The organism is Alteromonas sp. ABH4_452 (assembly GCF_056311825.1).
Genome location: NZ_CM149973.1, coordinates 570,195 through 589,517, shown reverse-complemented (window position 1 = coordinate 589,517; position 19,323 = coordinate 570,195). Strand labels below are relative to the sequence as shown.

16 protein-coding genes are annotated in these 19,323 nt (G+C 45.2%); 11 read left to right on the top strand and 5 right to left on the bottom strand.

The window, feature by feature from the left end; translation table 11 throughout:
- The first annotated feature begins 135 nt into the window (after positions 1–135).
- The 5 genes from ACYX4N_RS02575 (at position 136) to ACYX4N_RS02555 (ending at position 6,497) form a co-directional block, all read left to right on the top strand.
- A complete protein-coding gene (locus ACYX4N_RS02575) occupies positions 136–3,042 on the top strand; it encodes a TonB-dependent receptor (RefSeq protein WP_476055520.1) in 2,907 nt (968 codons plus the stop codon).
- A gap of 84 nt (positions 3,043–3,126) precedes the next feature.
- Positions 3,127–4,695, top strand: a complete 1,569-nt coding sequence (locus ACYX4N_RS02570) for a tryptophan halogenase family protein (protein WP_476055519.1) — start codon at positions 3,127–3,129, stop codon at positions 4,693–4,695.
- Between the two features lie 26 nt (positions 4,696–4,721).
- The gene (locus ACYX4N_RS02565; RefSeq protein ID WP_476055518.1) at positions 4,722–5,465 is read left to right on the top strand and encodes a SapC family protein; all 744 of its coding nucleotides are present in this window, start codon (positions 4,722–4,724) and stop codon (positions 5,463–5,465) included.
- A complete protein-coding gene (locus tag ACYX4N_RS02560; RefSeq protein WP_476055517.1) occupies positions 5,444–6,157 on the top strand; it encodes a DUF6445 family protein in 714 nt (237 codons plus the stop codon). The genes ACYX4N_RS02565 and ACYX4N_RS02560 overlap by 22 nt, the downstream gene beginning before the upstream one ends.
- A gap of 157 nt (positions 6,158–6,314) precedes the next feature.
- Complete coding sequence (locus ACYX4N_RS02555; protein ID WP_474803775.1) at positions 6,315–6,497, top strand: DUF6435 family protein; 183 nt, start codon at positions 6,315–6,317, stop codon at positions 6,495–6,497.
- A gap of 29 nt (positions 6,498–6,526) precedes the next feature.
- On the opposite strand, the gene ACYX4N_RS02550 is transcribed toward ACYX4N_RS02555, so the two are convergent.
- Positions 6,527–9,691: a TonB-dependent receptor gene (locus ACYX4N_RS02550; protein ID WP_476055516.1), complete on the bottom strand. Its 3,165-nt coding sequence runs from the start codon at positions 9,689–9,691 to the stop codon at positions 6,527–6,529.
- A 209-nt stretch (positions 9,692–9,900) separates the two neighbouring features.
- Between ACYX4N_RS02550 and ACYX4N_RS02545 the strand changes: the two genes are divergently transcribed.
- From ACYX4N_RS02545 to ACYX4N_RS02535, 3 genes are all read left to right on the top strand, one after another.
- Positions 9,901–10,491, top strand: coding sequence for a sigma-70 family RNA polymerase sigma factor (locus ACYX4N_RS02545; RefSeq protein ID WP_474803769.1), 591 nt, complete (start codon positions 9,901–9,903; stop codon positions 10,489–10,491).
- Positions 10,484–11,590, top strand: a complete 1,107-nt coding sequence (locus ACYX4N_RS02540; protein ID WP_476055515.1) for a FecR family protein — start codon at positions 10,484–10,486, stop codon at positions 11,588–11,590. The genes ACYX4N_RS02545 and ACYX4N_RS02540 overlap by 8 nt, the downstream gene beginning before the upstream one ends.
- A gap of 176 nt (positions 11,591–11,766) precedes the next feature.
- Positions 11,767–12,513 carry a hypothetical protein gene (locus ACYX4N_RS02535; protein ID WP_476055514.1) on the top strand — a complete coding sequence of 249 codons (747 nt, stop codon included), beginning with the start codon at positions 11,767–11,769 and terminating at the stop codon, positions 12,511–12,513.
- A 113-nt stretch (positions 12,514–12,626) separates the two neighbouring features.
- Here ACYX4N_RS02535 and ppiC read toward each other — a convergent pair whose 3' ends face one another.
- Positions 12,627–12,908: a peptidylprolyl isomerase PpiC gene (ppiC, locus tag ACYX4N_RS02530; RefSeq protein ID WP_476055513.1), complete on the bottom strand. Its 282-nt coding sequence runs from the start codon at positions 12,906–12,908 to the stop codon at positions 12,627–12,629.
- A 93-nt stretch (positions 12,909–13,001) separates the two neighbouring features.
- Here ppiC and ACYX4N_RS02525 point away from each other — a divergent pair, with 93 nt between their 5' ends.
- The gene (locus tag ACYX4N_RS02525; protein ID WP_476055512.1) at positions 13,002–15,194 is read left to right on the top strand and encodes a sulfatase; all 2,193 of its coding nucleotides are present in this window, start codon (positions 13,002–13,004) and stop codon (positions 15,192–15,194) included.
- A 64-nt stretch (positions 15,195–15,258) separates the two neighbouring features.
- On the top strand, positions 15,259–15,777 hold the full coding sequence (locus tag ACYX4N_RS02520) for a YgjV family protein (RefSeq protein WP_101566352.1): 519 nt from the start codon (positions 15,259–15,261) through the stop codon (positions 15,775–15,777).
- A 215-nt stretch (positions 15,778–15,992) separates the two neighbouring features.
- Here the strand turns inward: ACYX4N_RS02520 and groL are convergent, their stop codons facing one another.
- The 3 genes from groL to ACYX4N_RS02505 form a co-directional block, all read right to left on the bottom strand.
- Positions 15,993–17,633, bottom strand: coding sequence for a chaperonin GroEL (groL, locus tag ACYX4N_RS02515; RefSeq protein ID WP_476055511.1), 1,641 nt, complete (start codon positions 17,631–17,633; stop codon positions 15,993–15,995).
- Between the two features lie 40 nt (positions 17,634–17,673).
- Positions 17,674–17,964 carry a co-chaperone GroES gene (locus ACYX4N_RS02510; protein WP_012520088.1) on the bottom strand — a complete coding sequence of 97 codons (291 nt, stop codon included), beginning with the start codon at positions 17,962–17,964 and terminating at the stop codon, positions 17,674–17,676.
- Positions 17,965–18,240: 276 nt separating this feature from the next.
- The gene (locus tag ACYX4N_RS02505; RefSeq protein ID WP_476055510.1) at positions 18,241–18,765 is read right to left on the bottom strand and encodes an FxsA family protein; all 525 of its coding nucleotides are present in this window, start codon (positions 18,763–18,765) and stop codon (positions 18,241–18,243) included.
- A gap of 213 nt (positions 18,766–18,978) precedes the next feature.
- On the opposite strand from ACYX4N_RS02505, the gene cutA reads away from it, so the two are divergent.
- Entirely contained in the window at positions 18,979–19,293 is a 315-nt protein-coding gene (cutA, locus tag ACYX4N_RS02500) for a divalent-cation tolerance protein CutA (protein ID WP_476055509.1), read from the top strand.
- Positions 19,294–19,323 lie beyond the last annotated feature (30 nt).

Sequence of the window (19,323 nt, the reverse complement as noted above, 5' to 3'; positions counted from 1 at the left end):
AATTGTTAAATAAATTTGGGGGATTTTACAAACCGTGTCGTCTTGATGAATTAACAGCGAAATGCTGTGAGAGAAAGCCAAGTGGGGTGCACACCATAAGGCGCATTAAAATTAACGATTAGGACACACACCATCATGTATAGGAAAACCAAGCTTGCATGCTCAGTGGCAGCAGTTTTAGCGTCGGCTATTTCTGCGAATAGTGCATTTGCCCAAGACGCGCAACCCAATAAAGACGTAGAAGTGATTGAGGTAAGTGGTATCCGCTCATCGGTTGCAAAATCGATGGATGTTAAACGCAGCTCTGCTGGCGTAGTCGACGCCATTAGCGCAGAAGACATCGGTGATTTTCCCGATACCAACTTAGCTGAATCACTACAGCGTATTACCGGCGTATCTATCGACCGTTCAGGCGGTGAAGGCCAGCTAATTACCGTACGTGGTTTTGGACCACAGTTTAACACCGTGTTGGTAAATGGCCGTCAGATGGCGTCTGAAAACGATTCGCGTGCGTTCAGTTTCGACACGATTGCTTCTGAGTTAGTAAGCAGCCTTGATGTGCATAAAACGTCAACGGCCACAATGCAGTCTGGTGGTGTAGGCTCTACCATTAATATTAATACCGCGCGCCCGTTCGCATTAAACGGTTTTAAAATGGCGGGTTCGGTAAAAGGCGTGTACGACGAAAATAGCGAAGAAACTACGCCACAATTTTCTGGCCTGATTAGCAACACGTTCAATGACGACACCTTCGGTGTATTACTTGCCGTTTCACACCAAGAGCGTGAGACTCGCTTAAACCAGGCTCAGATGGACGGTTGGCTAGAAAACGTTGGCGTGCCAAACCCTGTTACCCAATCAGGCGACGCTTGGACAGGCAATGTATTTTCACCGCGAAACTACGATCACAAAGTGACCTTTGAAGAGCGTACCCGTACAAACGCTAATCTTGTATTCCAATATGCACCTAACGACAAACTGGTTGTAACTGCTGACGCACTGTATTCAGATTTTGACGTAGAGTCTGAAGCAACGTCGTACGGCCACTGGTTTACCGCACCTAACATTCAGGGTGTAGGTGATGACGGCAGCCTGTTTGATGAAAACGGCAATCGCCGCAGCCCAACGGTTGATGCAAACGGTACTATTGTCGATTTATACCAAGAGGTAGGTTTGGCGACAGATATGCACGCCAAAACGTTCGACCGTTTAACCGATACCTATGCCATAGGCCTTAACTTTGATTACCAGTACTCTGATAATCTGAATTTATCGTTTGATTTAAGTCATTCAGAAGCCGAACGCGAAGCCAATAATGGTGGTGGCGATCAGCTTTCACTTATTGGTTATGCCAACCGCGTACGATTCCAAGTAGATGACAACATTTTACCAGTTGCCAGCATGTTCGCTTCGCCTAATGACAATATTTATAGCGGACAACAAGAACTAGATGGCGCGATTGTTACTGGTCCTGACGGATTCCCTATATACAACCCTGCACTGACACCTGATGGTGTGAGCAATCATCTTGATGAAGCGAACAGCCGAGCTCACGTAATGCTGCGTCGAGGCTGGGCGGTAGAAGATGAAGTGAGCCAGCTGCGCTTTGACGGCGAATACGTAACAGATGGCAGCGGCTTAACTGAAATTCGCTTTGGCGCACAGTACAGCACCGAAACCAAATCACTTACCCGTTGGGACAATGAAGGTGTAGGTATTCACTGTACTTACTGTGGTTACCCAGACTTGCCTGAGATCCCAGCAGGCAGCCAATACGTTTTTGACGCAGGCAGCGATTTTCTTTCTGACGTAAGTGGTAGCGGTCGCATGCCCACCTCTTGGCTTGCCCATGATGGCGAAGCCAACTTTGCATTTTTAGAATCTTACTATCAAAGCGTAAATGGTGATTCGATTAGTTTTGATGCGGTGCGCCGTAACAACAGCTTTGAAGTTGAAGAAGATATTATCTCTACCTATATGGAATTCGACTTTGAAGGCGAAGTTGCAGACATGTTCTTAAGCGCAACCGCTGGTGTGCGTTATGAAATGACGGATGTGACGGTTAACGGAACGCAAGCGCCAATAACGGGCTTAACGATTCTGGATCAAACCGAAATGCTGGCTGGTTTTGGCGATGCGCAAAGTATTGCCACTGAGTCTGATTACGACGTGCTATTACCTAACTTCAGCGTACGTTTAGAAATTACCGACGATTTAATTGCGCGCTTTGCTGCGAGTTCAACTATTACTCGCCCTACGCTTAACAGCATGTCGCCGGTGACAGTAATTACAACCACCCGCCAAGGTGGTGATTTAACGTCTACCAGTGGTAACCCTGCACTAGAGCCATTCAAATCGGACAACTTGGACTTGTCGCTTGAGTACTACTACGACGAAGCAAGTTATGCATCAATTGGTTACTTCAGAAAGTTGGTATCGAACTTTATTGTTAATAGCCAAGAAGACAAAACCTTCGAGCTTGCTGACGGCAGCCTGCTAACCGACCCTTCTACAGGCACTAACGCTAGCGAGCCAGATGCGGGTGACGACGTTGCTGTGTTTACCAATACTCTGCCAAATAACGGTGAAGACGCAACGGTAGACGGTTTCGAGCTTGCGCTTCAGCACACTTTCGATAATGGCTTTGGGGTGCTTGCCAACGGAACTATCGTTGACAGTGACGCCGAACTCGATCCATTCGATATTAATCAGGTATTTGCGCTAACTGGGTTAAGTGATTCATACAACTTGGTAGCATTTTATGAAACTGACGACTATCAAATTCGTCTTGCCTATAACTGGCGTGATGAGTTTGTTCAGTCGTTAACACAAGGGCAGGGTGACGGCCCAACCATTGTTGAGTCTTATCAACAGCTTGACATTAGCGGTAGCTACAGCGTGACAGACAATGTAGAAATCTTCTTTGAAGGTATTAACCTTACAGAAGAGTTTGTACATAAACGCGGTCGCTTCTCTAATCACTTGCTGTTGGTTGAAGACAGCGGCAGACGTTGGGCCTTCGGTGTGCGCGGAAACTTTTAGTTTCGCGTAATTGGGGCCGGCATTTGTTGGTCCCACATTCGTGGCTACCATTTGGTAGCCACAGTTTTTATTCAGGAAATCAGTATGACAACAGCAACTCCCATAACGCACATTGTAGTAGTTGGTGGCGGTAGCGCAGGGTGGCTAACGGCTGGTCGTATTGCAGCGCAACATCAATGCGCTACCCGCAAAGACATTAAAGTAACCTTAATAGAAAGCCCCAATGTGCCTATTATTGGCGTGGGCGAAGGTACCTGGCCAACCATGCGCTCAACACTAATTGCATTGGGTATTAGTGAAACCACTTTCATCAAAGAATGCGACGCCACATTCAAGCAAGGAGCAAAGTTTGCTAAGTGGACCACTGGTGAAGAGCACGATTTTTACTACCACCCTCTTATGCTGCCCCAAGGGTTTTCGCAAACAAATTTAGGTCCTTACTGGCAGACTGTAGCACCAGAATTAAACGAGTCTTTTTCCCATGCAGTATGTGTTCAGGAAGCTATATGCGAAGCAGGTTGTGCACCTAAAAGCATACGCCACGCAGAGTTTGCAGGCACCGCAAACTATGCTTATCACCTAGATGCAGGAAAATTTACCGCCTTTTTAACCAAACACTGCACAGAAAAACTAGGTGTACACCATGTGCTGGCCGACGTTAACCGCGTCGAAAGCAGCGATAACGGCGATATTAAGGCTCTTCATACCGAGCAAGGGGTAACAGTAGAAGGGGACCTCTTTGTTGACTGTACCGGCTTCAAATCTATGCTGCTCGGCGAACACTACAAGGTGCCGTTTATTCGCTGTGACGATGTACTTTTTATCGACCGAGCATTAGCAGTACACGTGCCTTATGACACCCCGCAAAGTCCTATTGCATCCCACACTATCTCCAGCGCACAAGACGCCGGTTGGATTTGGGATATCGGTTTGCAGTCACGCAGAGGTGTAGGCCACGTCTATTCCAGTAGGCATCAAAGTAAAGATGACGCCTATGCGCGCTTAGACACATACGTTCGCCAAACCAGCACGTTAAACGGCATAGATGGGATAAACGTAAAAGACATTACTATTCAAAGCGGACACAGGCAGCGCTTTTGGCAAAATAACTGCGTGGCTGTTGGGCTAGCGGCAGGCTTTCTAGAGCCGTTAGAAGCCTCAGCGCTTGTACTGGTGGAGCTGTCTGCCTCAATGATTGCTGAACAGTTGCCAGCAAACAGAGCGGTAATGGATATTGTGGCGAAGCGCTTTAATGACACCTTTTCTTACCGTTGGCAGCGAATTATCGACTTCTTAAAGCTGCATTACATGTTGAGTAAGCGAAAAGACAGCGCATTTTGGCGGGACAATAGCGATAGTCATAGTATTCCAGACTCATTAAAAGAATTACTCGCACTGTGGCAATACCACCCACCTAGTGACAAAGACTTCACCAGCAATAATGAAGTATTCCCCGCGGCAAGCTATCAATATGTGCTGTACGGTATGGGGTTTACCTCAGATTTAGGCGCACATCAGCAATGGGTGAACGCCGACTTTGCTAAGCAACAGTTGATGCAGAACAGAAAAGCTCGCGGCATGGCGGTGGAGAAACTGCCTAAACATCGCGAACTTATTAATAAAATTCACCAATTCGGCCTGCAGGCCGTTTAACGTAAATCAATAAGCAGGGCCTACGTATGACTCACATGGTTGCCATTAATAATAAACAACATGCAGATTTGAAAGTAACCGACGATGCATTGTCACTCAGTGCCAATCAGCACCTTGTTCCTGTGGTGCTCTCTGAACTCAACAAGCTTGTGGTACATTACCCCGTGGTGATCACCAAGTTTGACGATTCTGGACAATTTGGCTTGTCTGCCTTACTAGGTTTTGAAGAAAAAGAAAACCTATTTTGGCAACAAGGTGAATGGGATGCGGTTTATATTCCCGCACAGTTTGAACGCCTGCCTTTTTATGTAGGAACGGAAGCGCAAAGCGCTGACAGCAGTAACCGCGTGCTGTGCATTGATATGGATAACGCTTCAGTAAGCGAAGAAAAAGGCACACCGCTTTTTGATAACACGGGAGAGCCCAGTAACTACCTGTTAGAAAAGCAGCAGATCCTTGCTCAGCTTCTTGACGGTGAAACGCAAAATCAACGTTTTATTGCCGCACTGCAACAGCATAACCTTATCACACCGTTCACCCTAGATATTACCTTTGAAAACGAAAGCAAAACGTCTATAACAGGGTTATATACCATTGATGAAGATAAGCTAGCGGCGCTTAGCGCTGACGCGCTTGCTGATTTGCATGCACAACACATGCTGCAAAGCATTTACACGCTCATAGCGTCAAACGCACAAATCTATGCCCTTATCGACAAAAAGAACAAGGCGAATAAAAACGCAGACGCATGGTTTCAAACTACGAATTGATTACGGTTGGTGAAAAAGCCACGCCGGTTGTTGTTATTGATGATTTCATACCAGACCCGTTAAGTTTGGTAGAAACAATTGCGCAACACCACCCATTTACAAAAAAAGATGGCGACTTTTATCCGGGGGTGAGAAGTCACCCGCCCCAGGAGTATGTCGAACACCTACATACCTCGCTTCCACAATTATTTAGCCAACTTGCTTCGCATAATGGGCTACAAGATTTTGGCGTGGAAAAGCCGCTTCAAATACCTCTAGTGCAACTTTCCATAGCCAATCAAGCGCCGAAATTTCTATCGCCCATTCAATGTATTCCGCACATTGATACGCAAAAGGATAATGAATGGGCATTGGTGCACTATCTGTTTAGCGCGCCTTTAGGTGGTACTGCATTCTATCGACATATTGAAACTGGGTTAGAGCGGGTTAATGCAGCGCAATACGAAGGCTATTTTAAAACCTTAAAACGTCAAGCCACCAGCGTAGGGTTACCACCTAAAGCGTACATAAACGGTGATACCGCCATGTTCACCCAAATCGCCCGCATTGAGCCTATGTTTAATCGCGCAGTGTTATATCCAGCCAACTTGCTACACAGCGGCTGTTTACCTAACAATATTTCGGATTCTGTTAATGTGAAAGAAGGCAGGCTAACCGCAAACGCCAGTATCGTTTTTCGCCCCCCTTTTTAACAGAGCATGACGTAGCTTCTATAGAGTAGTCTGCGCGTGCAGCATCACAATTGTGTGCCTTGTGCAAAATATTCATGAAGGTTTATTCATACAAAAAGGTGATCGAAACTTTATTTTCAGACGTTTCCTCGCTAAGTCACCGTATAGGATATTTATTATGTTTGGACTTTTCAAAAGCAACCCAACCAAAAAGATGCGAAAGCAGTATGATGCCCTCCTTGAGAAAGCCATGCATGCGCAAAGAAACGGCGATATAAAAACGTACTCCTTGCTTACAGCGCAATCTGAACAGCTATGGAAAGAAATAGAGGCATTAGAACAAAGTGCGCCAAAATCATAGAGCGCTATAAACCAAGATAAATAAGGCGCTTAGTAGGTGATGTTAACGCCCACTGCATAGCGAGCGCCTGCATCTTGCACCAACAACAAATGATTACTGAATCGACCACGTTTGTGCACGGTTTCGTTAGTAATATTGATACCTTCAAAAAATACAGAAACCCTCGGGCTAAATTGGTATGAAAGGCTCATATCCCACTGCTTGTAGGGGCTAACAAAGGTAGGCTCGGTGCTTTGGGTTTGGTTCAGCGATTGCAAGAAGCCTTCTCGCTGGTTCCAGGCCACCCGCCATTGCAGCGCGTTTTTTTCATAAAACAGCACCATGTTTTTGGCACCCGACAAGCCCGTAAGCGCAAAGGTTGAACGGATATTGGCGGTGTCTAATTCAGCGTTGCTATCTACAAAGCTCGCATTGGCCTGAATTCCCCACCCTGACTCGCCAAACAAATGCTGTACTGCTACCTCTACCCCTTCAACCGTTGCAGACTCACCGTTGCTAGGAGATATTACGGAAAACTGCGCTAACGTATCAGCATCATCAACCGCATTTGGATCTGTGCCGGTGCTAGGGTCAGTCACGTTATTAAAGGTTTGTGTACTGCTTTCGTTAACAATGAAATTATCTACCGTTTTTCTAAAGTAACCTGCAGATAAGTAGCTATTTTCTTGGTAGTAATGCTCAATGGCCAAATCAATGTTTTTTGCCTCGAAGGGCAATAGCTGTGCGTTTCCGATACGCGCTCTCAGATCCCCACCTTGTCGCGTAGTGGTATAGGTTACACCTGGCGCCATCTGTTCTAAGGTTGGACGGGTGATACTGTGATTGTAAGCAGCCCGAAATACCCAGCTATCTAACCAGCTGGCTTTAAGACTAACGCTAGGTAGAACGTTGGTGTAGTTTGACGATTCATCAATGCTTACCGAGGCGCCAAACTCTTGCCCCAATTCGGTTTGGTCTAAAATGACTAACGCAGATAACTGTTCGTCGACACCACTTACTTTTACGTCAGTATACTCAGCGCGTAGTCCTAAATGCACATCGATAAACCAAGGCGCAAAATCCTTTTCGATAGCGGCCTGAGCATACCCCGCATACACCGTTTCTTTGACCGCGAAAGAACTTCCCCGTGTTTCAGCGGCTAGACTGACATCACCGGTGCTCTCCAAGTAACGGAATAACGTATCACCGTCGTGACGTAGCCACTGATGAGGTATGTTCTCGTGCCCGCTAATTGACCCAAGAAAATCGTCGCCTGCGTCAAATACAGTTTGGAAGCTATCGGGGATATCTGGTACATCAAAATAGCCACAAAAACTACAGTGTCTTGCGTCGGCTTCATTGTCTCTTCTTTCATTAGCTTTTTCGCGCTGAGTTAATGCTCCACCAACGTCAATTTTGCTAAACCAGTTATCATCGCCAAGTACGCTAACATTGACTTTTGCTTGCCCTATATCGTCGTCAACACTCCAACCTCTGCGCAGCATTACGTGGGAACGGCCGTTAGCGGGGTCTAAGTAATGGGAAACACCCACCGGCTCACCTAAAGCATTAACTTGACGAGAGTTGGCTTGTTCAAAGCCCGATATTGCGGGCAATATATTCGACTGACGATGATCGAATGAAGAGCGATTTAGATAACCAATAAGCGAGAGAGAGTTCCCCTCTCCGTTATTGTCATCGACATTAGCCATTGAATAAGACAGATCAGCATCTACAATGACACTATCGCTTGCGATATATTTTGCTGCAAAACCGAAGCTTTTTAAGGTCGATGAACGGTTAAAAGTGCGGGCGTGAAAGTCGGTGGCGTGCCCACTGTTTTGTGAAAAAGACACCGCTGTGCCATTTTTATCAACCGTAACATCTTCAAGATTACTTGAAGTGAACCAATGACCCATTGAGGTTGCCGAGGTTTCAACATCGAATGTCGACCCCAAATAGTCGGCAATAAGCTCTAGCTTGTTGTTGGGTCTATACTGTAAAACGAGCGCAGATCCCGTACGGGTTCTATCATCAAACCGCACTCTTTGATCGTAATTTCTGGGAACGTACAATGTAGGAACGTCCTCATTAAGCTCACTTGCAGGTACGTTAGTATTTACTAACCAGCCATCAATTTGCGCTTCTTCTAACCGCGCTTGACGCTTGTGTTGAGTAAAAGAGGCTAGAATGCCAAACGAATTATTTAAATAGGTGTTGCTGAACATGGCAGACGTCGAAGGCGCGTATTGTTGCGAGTTGGTATCGTACTGCATTTTGACGCTGCCAGCCGCCCTCATTCCTTTGAAGGACAAAGGTTTAGCGGTGTGAACATCAATTGTAGCGCCGATACCACCTGACTGCATAGTCGCCTGGCTTTGTTTGTGCACGGTTACACTGCTGACAATCTCTGAAGCCAGAGTATCAAAGCTGAATTCGCGCCCTAGCTTATCGGTTGCCATAGGCCTGCCGTTTAATAACACCCGATTAAATTCCGGCCCAAAGCCCCTTACTGTAACAAGTTGGCCTTCACCTTCTGCGCGGTCGATAGATACGCCAGACACACGCTGTAGCGCTTCTGCAAGGTTTTGGTCGGGAAACTTACCCATATCCACCGACTGGATAGTATCAATGATAATGTTCGCGTTGCGTTTAATCCCCACTGATTGAGCTACACGCGCTCGCAAGCCCCTTACTTCAATGTATTCAATGTCGTAACTGCCCTGCTCGTCAGGTACGGTCACCAAGCTATCGTCTTGTGCGGTAATGGCGTTAAAAAGACGACCAAGCAAGTGATTGTTTTCATCACTTTTGCTAGCAGGCACTATTTTTATTCGGGTGTTGTCGACAATTTCAGCACTCAGGCCTGTACCAGCTAAAAGCTTTTCTATTGCTACTTGCGGCGTATAGTTACCACTTACTTCATTTGCAAAAATATGTCTGACTTTGTTGAAGGGAAAGACAACGGTCAGCTCGGCTTGATTGGCAAACGCGATGATCGCCTCGTCTGCACTTTGTGCAGGAATAGTGAAATCTATTGAGGAGAGCGGCGATGTATTCTGTGTAATCACTTCTTTTTGTTGGTGAGGCAGCACTGACTGTGCAATAACAGTGTGGCTTGCGCCGAACGACATCATGCACAGCGCAACCGTTAAAGCCTTAGGCTTAAAAGGCAGCGTGGGTAGTGTGTCGAAAGGGTTATTTGCCACAAGCATATTTGTTTTTACGCTATTGTTATTATTAATTTATGAGAGGGCAATGCATATGCGTCACCCTGCTCTTTATTGTTGGTGTTGTTTTAAACTAGCGCCGCATTATATACAACCCATTAACAAATTTAATTTTTGAGCGATAATGTTGAAAATACTGGGGGAAAATAGCCTGGCTGTCGTCTTAGTAAGTAACAACGATAAAAAATAACAATATGCCCATAGAAACAGCCATACATAATGCCTATATGTCGGCGCGCGGCTCGATGGCCAAAATGCTATCGCGCCTTGTGCCGCCTAAAGAAGTAGATGACATACTGCAAGATACGTACGTTCGCTTGTGTCAGGCTAAATCTACCGAGCATATTAAAGAGCCCAAGTCGTTTTTGTTTAAAACCGCAAAAAACTTGGCTTACGATCATTTAAAGCGTGCTGATACGCGGATGGTAGACGACAGCGTAGAGGTTGCGGCAGCACTGGAAAGCGCAATTAGCGGTGTTGAAGATGAAACGTTTCACAACAACGCCACCCAGCAAGAGTTTAAGTTGTTTTGTGACGCAGTGCGCGCCCTTCCCAAGCAATGCAGGCGCGCATTTGTATTGAAGAAAGTGTATGGCTACTCTCTTAAAGAGATTGCCCAAGAATTAGAGATAAGCGAAAAAACCGTGGAAAAGCATATTGCTGAAGGAATAAAAAGATGCACCTTGTTTATGCGACGACAAACGACGTCGTACACAAGGCCGAACGCTTATCAAAGTGGTGGGCAACACAGTACGGCGGATGTAAAGAGAGACGCCCATGAATAGTTCAACAGACGAAACAAAAATTGACAAGCCAGTCACTCAAAGCAACGTCGTTCAATTTAACAGTGACGAACGTATACTAGATGCCGCTAGCGAATGGCTTGTTAAGTTAGACGAAGGGCTTGATGACGACGAAACGCAAGCGCTAAAAAACTGGCTTAAGACGCCATTGCATCGAGACACTTTCCTTGAGATGGTCGTTTTATGGGACAAGATGTCGGTGCTAAAAGAACTGGCTGATATCGTACCTCATACACCTGAGCCTAACGCCAAATACAAAACAAACAGCACCGTGACTTGGAAGCGCCCACTGGCCATTGCTGCCTCGTTTTTAATGGTCGGGCTGTTAAGTTATCAGGGGCTAAATTTATTCTCGCCGTCTAATCAAACCGAACCTGTTGCACAAATGGCAAGCTACTCGTTACAAGCCTCGACCAAACCGGGCGAGCACAAAAGCATTAGCTTAGAGGACGGCAGTACACTATGGCTTAATACCAACTCTCAAGTGAACATAGCTTTTACTGAAACCTCACGGATTATTCAGCTTGTCAAAGGTGAGCTTCATATCGAAGTGGCGAAAGACAAATCCCGCCCGCTCAATGTACTTGCAGCAGGTAAAGCCATACAGGCTGTTGGTACTGCTTTTAATGTGCAATATCACCGCGGCGACCTTGAACTGGTAGTTACCGAAGGCGTGGTAGAAGTCGCCAGCTATATACTTAACAAAGCGAATGGCGAAAGCATTATTGATCCAATTATTAAACCGCAGGCTCAGCCACTGACGTTAGTTCAAGGTGAAAAATCGCTTTTATCTTTGCCTAACAGCACCGTTGAGACGGTGTCAGATGAAGATATCGCGAATGATTTAAGCTGGCGTGAAGGCAAGATTGTATTTCGCGGCGAGCCACTAATTGACGTGATTGAAGAAGTAAGCCGATATACGGATAAAACGGTCGTTTTAGGTGATGCTGCGCTTGCTAACATGCAAGTAGCAGGGCTATTCAACACCAATGATGTAGACGCGCTTATTGCCGCCCTTGCCGACAATTTACAGATATCTACAGACTACTCTAGCGAAACTATTGTTCTTCGCCCCCGTTAACGGTGGGTTTGGCTCATCAGTTCTTGCTTAGCTTTATTGAGCTACAAACTAAGCGTAAAGCGCGTTCTAAAGCTTAACTCGCGCTTTTACCCACTCCCCCTTACAATGACGCCTTATATCTGTCTGCATGCATTGGTATGATAGATAAATGCATCAAACAATAAGGCGTCTTTGATATGCAAATAGGCAGTACTTTAACGGCAATTAAGCAGCTCACTTCCAGGCTACTATTTCTGGCAACCTGCGCGGTGCTATCTAATACAGCTTTCGCCATTGAAGCTGGCCAATATTACTATTTCATCTCTGACAAGTGCGTGGCTAAAGGCCCTCAAACGCCCGAAGAGCGAGGCGCCGTAACCCCAGATGTTATGCTATTTGAAGTGGTACCTGCGGGGATCAGCGACTACTACGTAAACATGAATACGAGCGCACTGATTCACTATACAGAGGAAGGGCAAGCGCACCTTTCTTCAATGGAAGCAGAGCAGGCCTATACTGCTGGTAAAGCACCGTCGAAAGACAGCCTTAGAAAAGATGGCAATGCCATCCAGCACGACTTCATGCTGCAGCGCGAAGCAATAGATTTAAAAACCTTAATAAACACGTTAAATGGTTTTTCCCAGCTTCAGTCTGATAAAGGCTACTTTTTTAAGAAAATTGTAGGCCTTTCTAACCCCGACGCTAAATTTAAAGCCATAACCCGGGTTCGCTTAAGCGATATGGGTTACGACAATCGCATGATGCTAACAAGCTACTCCAGCGACTACTTTATGCTTGATGAACAAGGCAAGGCCTCTGACACGCCTTTTATTACGGTAGATCACGGCGCAGCGCTACGCAGTTCACTGCACAACACCAACAGCCCGTACGCCATATTTACCAAAAATTTAGTATGCGGTGAAAAGTGGGAGCCGGGTAACTAGCCAAACAAAATACTCGGCTGCACAATCTTTCTATATTAGTGGAGAGCGTGTAGTGGGTAAGATGTGTTACCCACACTTCGGCTATGCTATGCGTGATTTGGTTAATTGCCTCTTTAATTACTACGATAGAGCGTTTTAATAAGGTGGTAGCCGAAACGGGTCTTCACCGGCCCGTGTACTTTTAGCACGTCTTTTTTAAATACCACATCGTCGAAGGCTTTTACCATTCGGCCTCTACGGAATTCACCAAGATCGCCGCCACGCTTGCCCGACGGACATTTAGAATGACGCTTTGCTAACGTCGCAAAATCCTTACCCTTTTTAAGCTGCTCTAAAATAGAAAGCGCTTCTTTCTCTGTTTTAACCAAAATGTGAAGTGCAGATGCCGTTGCCATGCCTCTTCCAATATTGAAGTATTAATTATTGCAGTATACCGTATAATGCGACACATCTTGGATGTTTCAACATTATTATATCAATGGAGTGGTATGCGCCAGCTTGTAATGTTACTTTGTTTTTTACATCTCACATTTGCGGCGGAGGCTGACCAGCCAAAAAATGTGATTTTTATCCTCGCTGACGACTTGGGCTGGAACGACACGTCAATCTATCAACATAATAAGTTCTACGAAACGCCGAATATAGATGCTCTAGCACAAAAAGGAATGACATTTACTCAGGCATTTAGTAATAGTCCATTATGTTCCCCGACTAGAGCTTCTATTCTCACGGGCCAGACACCTGCTCGACATGGTATTTTAAATCCGAATATCGAGACGCCTACAGTTAGGCTTACTTCATCTGAACGTAGCAGTGGTCCCCGAAATCAATTATCAACCGTTCCCCTAACAGCCACTCGTCTTGACACATCACTTCCTACTCTGGTCAAGGTTTTAAAGAACGAGGGTTATCACACGGCGCATTTTGGAAAATGGCATTTAGGCTCTTCGCCATATAGCCCTCTCGAACATGGTTTCGATATAGACATTCCGCACTTCAGCGGCTCTGGCCCTTACGGAGGTTATCTTGCACCTTGGTCTTTCGCTCTGAATTTAACGCCCGAAACAGAAGAGGAACATATAGACATCCGTTTAGCTAAAGAGGCAAAAAAGTGGATTTTAAACAATCACAGTCGAGGTCCTTTTTATGTAAATTTCTGGTCATTTTCGGTACATGCTCCCTTTAACGCCAAACAGGATGTTGTGGACCACTTCATTAACAAGCGCTCCCCTTTTAACAGCCAACGAAGTGCAACTTACGCAGGAATGGTAAAACACTTTGACGATGCTATCGCTATTTTATATGACGCGTTAGAAGAGGTTGGAATTATAGATGATACTATCATCGTGTTTACATCGGATAATGGGGGGAATATGTATGATGTACTGGGCGAGATTCATCCAACAAGTAACTTTCCTCTTCGCAGCGGTAAGGCGACGCAATATGATGGTGGCAGTCGCGTACCTACATTCATAATATGGCCAGGCCTCACTCAGTCAAACACCTTATCCAATCAACCTATCCAATCTGCTGACTTTTATCCTACTTTATTGAGTGGGTTAAACGCAGAAATGCCGAAAGGACATATTGTAGATGGTGAAGATATTCGCCCAATATTGCGTGGTGACACCTTATCGCCCAGACCTATATTCACATATTATCCCACAATGCCTCGCGTTCCCGATTGGTTACCTCCTTCCGCTACAGTCTTATACGACGGTTGGAAACTAATAAAGACATTTTTTTACGGTGACAAGGAAGAACATAGGTACGCCCTTTATAATGTTGCAAGTGATGTAGAAGAAGCCCGTAATCTAGCGAATGAGAGGCCAGATAAATTAATAGAATTAGACAGTATTTTATCTGAATACTTAGTATCCACAAATGCCTCTCTGCCTCTCGAAAACCCCGACTATCAACAAGGAACATTTAGCTTTTACAGCATCGGAAAACCTGCAGACCAATATCTACTCCCTGAAGAACAGAAATCGAATAACCTATCCCTAGATTTATCGATTTCAAGCCCCCTCGCAAATGCCGGAGACAAGCTTTTTGCATCATGGGATCTATTGAATGGAAGTGCTTCCTCAAGCGTCAGTTATCGCCAATTCATGGGCCCAGACGTAACAACCGAGGCACAGAATAATGGTTTTAGTTTCACTGTACCAGAAGTGGATACTGCTCAATATATCAGCTTTGCGTTCATTGCTAAAGACCACGAAAAGACAGTTAGAAAGCAACTGAGCGTTAAAGTTTTGCCCGTGAATGTTGCACCTACGATCAGTTTGTTACATACAACTATCACAGCTTCAAAAGGCAGCAGATTAACTATTAACTACACTGTGAATGATGTTAATAAAGATAAGCTCTACTTGAGGGTTCAAAGCGATGATTTATCTATCGACGAGAATATCAGTATTGCACGACCTGTTTATTACCTCGATATTCCTGCCTCATTTACTCAAAACCAAGCAGGCATAAATTTTACTGTTTCCGATGGACTCACTTCAAACTCTAGTGCATTACGGATTACTCTTTCCGAAGCTCAGGGCGGAGGCTCTACAAATAATGGTGGAATACAAGAGAGTAGAACAGGAGGAGGGAGTATTATTATGCTGATTCCAATCCTGTTAATTGCTTTAGGACTCAGAAGTTTGTCTTATTCGCTACTCAAAAGCTGAAGTAGCTCAATTTGAGATAGATTTTAATTGTAGGAATGTTAAATAAGCCACTAGCGCGAATAAAATGTTGATAATACCAGAATTCGACTTAGCCCAAGCGATAGGAATGCTGAGTTTTGCGCTTGGCATTTTGTGCTTTTATCAGCGTGATGATCAGCACCTGCGTATTATGATGGTTGTGATGAATTTAAATCACGCCCTGCATTTCGCGTTACTTGGTGCTGTTACCGCATGCTTAAGCGCCTTACTTTCAGTGGTAAGAACAGGCATTTCAATTAAAACCCGCTCCCGCAGTGTCGCCTATCTATTTATATTAATATCGCTAGCAGCCGGGCTGTATTTGGCCGAAGTTTGGTACGACTTATTCCCTATTTTGGGCACGTGCATAGGCACTTATGCCTTGTTTTGTTTGTCGGGAATACGCATGCGTTTAGCGTTTCTGTGCGGCGCTATATGTTGGCTAACCAACAATATCATTGTCGGTTCTATTGGCGGCACCTTGCTTGAAGCTACGTTACTGGCAGTTAATAGCTTCACCATTATTCGCTTGTACAGAGGGCAAAAAGCACTCGGTCAGGCCTGATTGCTAATTTATGCCAGACTATGCGCCCAATCTACACGTCTTGATTGCCCAAAGCATTGTTATCAAAGAGGCTTTCATTCTGCAAAAAATACGGGAACCTCTCATTTAGCTGCGATAAATGGAAAGGTAATTAGAGGCATATTTAGGCCGCAAACAAAAAAAGCGCAGCTCTTAGAGCTGCGCTTTTCTTTTAAGCGTTAAGCTTGGGGGGGGGATTACATCATGCCGCCCATACCGCCCATGCCGCCCATATCAGGCATTGCAGGCGCTGCTTCTTCTTTAGGTAGTTCAGCTACCATTGCTTCGGTAGTGATCATTAGTGAAGCAATTGAAGATGCGAACTGTAGGGCAGAGCGCGTTACTTTAGTTGGGTCAAGGATACCCATCTCTAGCATGTCGCCGTAAGTGTCGTTACCTGCGTTGTAACCGTAGTTACCGTCGCCGTTCTTCACTTCGTTAACAACTACTGATGCTTCTGCACCTGAGTTGATAGAGATTTGACGTAGAGGCGCTTCCATTGCACGTAGTGCAAGCTTAACACCTACAGTTTGGTCTTCGTTGTCGCCAGTTAGGTCAGCAAGTTTAGCTGCTGCACGAACTAGTGCTACACCACCACCAGGTACCACGCCTTCTTCAACCGCTGCACGCGTTGCGTGTAGTGCATCTTCTACGCGGTCTTTCTTCTCTTTCATTTCAACTTCAGTCGCTGCACCAACTTTAATTACTGCAACACCGCCAGAAAGCTTAGCTAGACGCTCTTGAAGCTTCTCTTTGTCATAGTCTGAAGATGACTCTTCAATTTGACCTTTAATTTGAGCACAACGGCCTTCAATCGCTTCTTCGTCGCCGTTACCGTCAACAACAGTTGTGTTGTCTTTGTTAATAACTACGCGCTTAGCAGTACCTAGGTCTTCTAGCTGTACTTTTTCAAGGTCTAGACCAATCTCTTCAGAGATTACAGTACCGCCAGTTAGAATAGCGATGTCTTGAAGCATTGCTTTACGACGGTCACCAAAACCAGGTGCTTTAACCGCTGCAACTTTAACAATACCGCGCATGTTGTTTACTACTAGAGTAGCAAGCGCTTCGCCTTCAACATCTTCAGCGATGATCATAAGCGGCTTACCAGCTTTCGCTACGCCTTCAAGGGTAGGAAGTAGTTCGCGGATATTAGAAATCTTCTTATCAACCAATAGGATGAACGGGTTGTCTAGTTCAACAGTACCGTTTTCTTGGTTGTTGATGAAGTATGGAGATAGGTAACCGCGATCAAACTGCATACCTTCAACAACGTCTAGTTCGTTTTGAAGTGCTTGACCTTCTTCTACAGTGATTACACCTTCTTTACCTACTTTTTCCATTGCTTGAGCAATGATGTCACCGACTTCTGCATCAGAGTTTGCAGAGATAGTACCTACTTGTGCGATAGACTTGCTGTCTGCACAGTCAGTAGAAAGGGCTTTAAGCTCTTCAACTGCTGCAACAACCGCTTTGTCGATACCGCGCTTAAGGTCCATTGGGTTCATACCCGCTGCAACGCTCTTAAGACCTTCAGTTACGATAGCTTGCGCTAGAACGGTTGCAGTAGTAGTACCGTCACCCGCTTCGTCGTTTGCTTTAGACGCTACTTCTTTTACCATCTGAGCGCCCATGTTCTCGAACTTGTCTTCAAGCTCGATTTCTTTCGCTACAGACACACCATCTTTAGTGATAGTTGGTGCACCGAAAGACTTGTCTAGAACAACGTTACGGCCTTTTGGACCTAGTGTTACTTTAACTGCGTTAGCTAGTGTGTTTACGCCTTTTAGCATTTTGCTGCGAGCGTCATCACCAAAACGTACTTCTTTAGCTGCCATGATTAAATTCCTCTAAAATTCGTTTTAACGTTAGTTGTAATTACTCAACAATCGCTAGAATGTCGCTTTCGCTTAGGATTAGTACTTCTTCACCATCCAGCTTTTCTGTTTTAACGCCGTAACCGTCGTTGAAAATAACGGTGTCGCCTACTTTAACGTCTAGCGCTTTAACTTCGCCGTTCTCAAGAATGCGACCGTTACCTACTGCGATTACTTCGCCGCGTGTAGATTTTTCTGCTGCAGAACCAGTCAGAACGATACCGCCTGCAGATTTGCTTTCTTGCTCTGCGCGCTTAAGGATTACGCGGTCGTGTAAAGGACGAATTGCCATTTTCAAGTCTCCTGAAAATTCCACTATTCAAGTTTATGTGATTACCAACATTCAGACTGTCCGAATGTTGTGTGCCTGGGTTGCTCATTGCTGAGCAGTTAAAATCGTTTCTGCACGGATAGATGGGGTAGTACCCAGATAACTTCAAGGGTTTTTAAGCAAAAAAATGTAAAAAATTTGGTTTTTTCGCTAAATACTTATTTTTACTAGGCAAGTAAACGCCGTTTATCTTAGTAAACGGCGCACATAACCTGACGGAAAGGATGTTTGGGCTCGCTATTTTAAGCGCTTATCTGGGTCGTTGGTGGTGCGATCCGAGTACTCACCTTCAAACACATCACCATTATCGTTGTGTGAGCGTGAACGCTCATCGAAAGGGCTTTGTCCAAACGGTGACTGACCTTGCCCGAAACCTGCAGCTCCAGGCCCCATCCCCGGAGCAACAACGCGCATTTTCATATGCTTACTGACCTGTGCAGCAAAGAAATGACGAGAGCCTGGCATTGCTAAAAGGATGCCGAAGATATCAGTAATAAAGCCTGGCGTAACAAGTAAAATGCCCGCAACTACTAGCATTAATCCTTCAACCAGCTCTTTTCCAGGCACTTCATTTCGCTGCATTTTCTCTTGTGCCGTCTGCAGCGTACTCACGCCTTCGCGCTTAACAAAATAAGCACCAATAAAGGCAGAAAGAATGACCAAGCCAACGGTATTCCAGCCACCAATCACGCTGCCTACATTAATAAGCAACGCAATTTCTAAAATAGGTAATAGGGCAAACAGTATAAATAAAACCCGCAAAATGCTTCCTCTTTCATGTATTCATAACCTGTTATAAGGTCTTTGTACGTAATAACAAGAAAAGGTGCCCATCCTTTCGCTTAAATAGCCACTTAAAGCGACCGATAACGACCGTTATATACTTTGGCTGTGAAAGAATAGTGTGGAGTTTCAGGTCTATTACACATCGGCTCATTAGCAAAGTAACAGGCGCAAACAAGGTAGAATACGTTTATGACAATAAAGCTTGTACTGTGTACCACTCCAGATGAAAAGTCAGCGCAGTTGATTGCCAGCACCTTGGTTAAAGAAAGGCTTGCAGCTTGCGTGAATATTGTTAACGGTATTGAGTCTGTTTATGAATGGCAGGGTAAGGTAGAGATCGATACGGAATGCCAGTTACTCATTAAAACGAATACACAAAATGTATTACAGGCCTTTGATAGAGTAAGCGAGTTGCATCCGTACGATGTTCCTGAATGGCTAGAACTTAATGCTGAGGCTAGCAGCGCTTACGGTCAGTGGTTACAAACCACGCTACAGCGCTAGCTAAAACGTAATTCCAGATAAAAATAACGA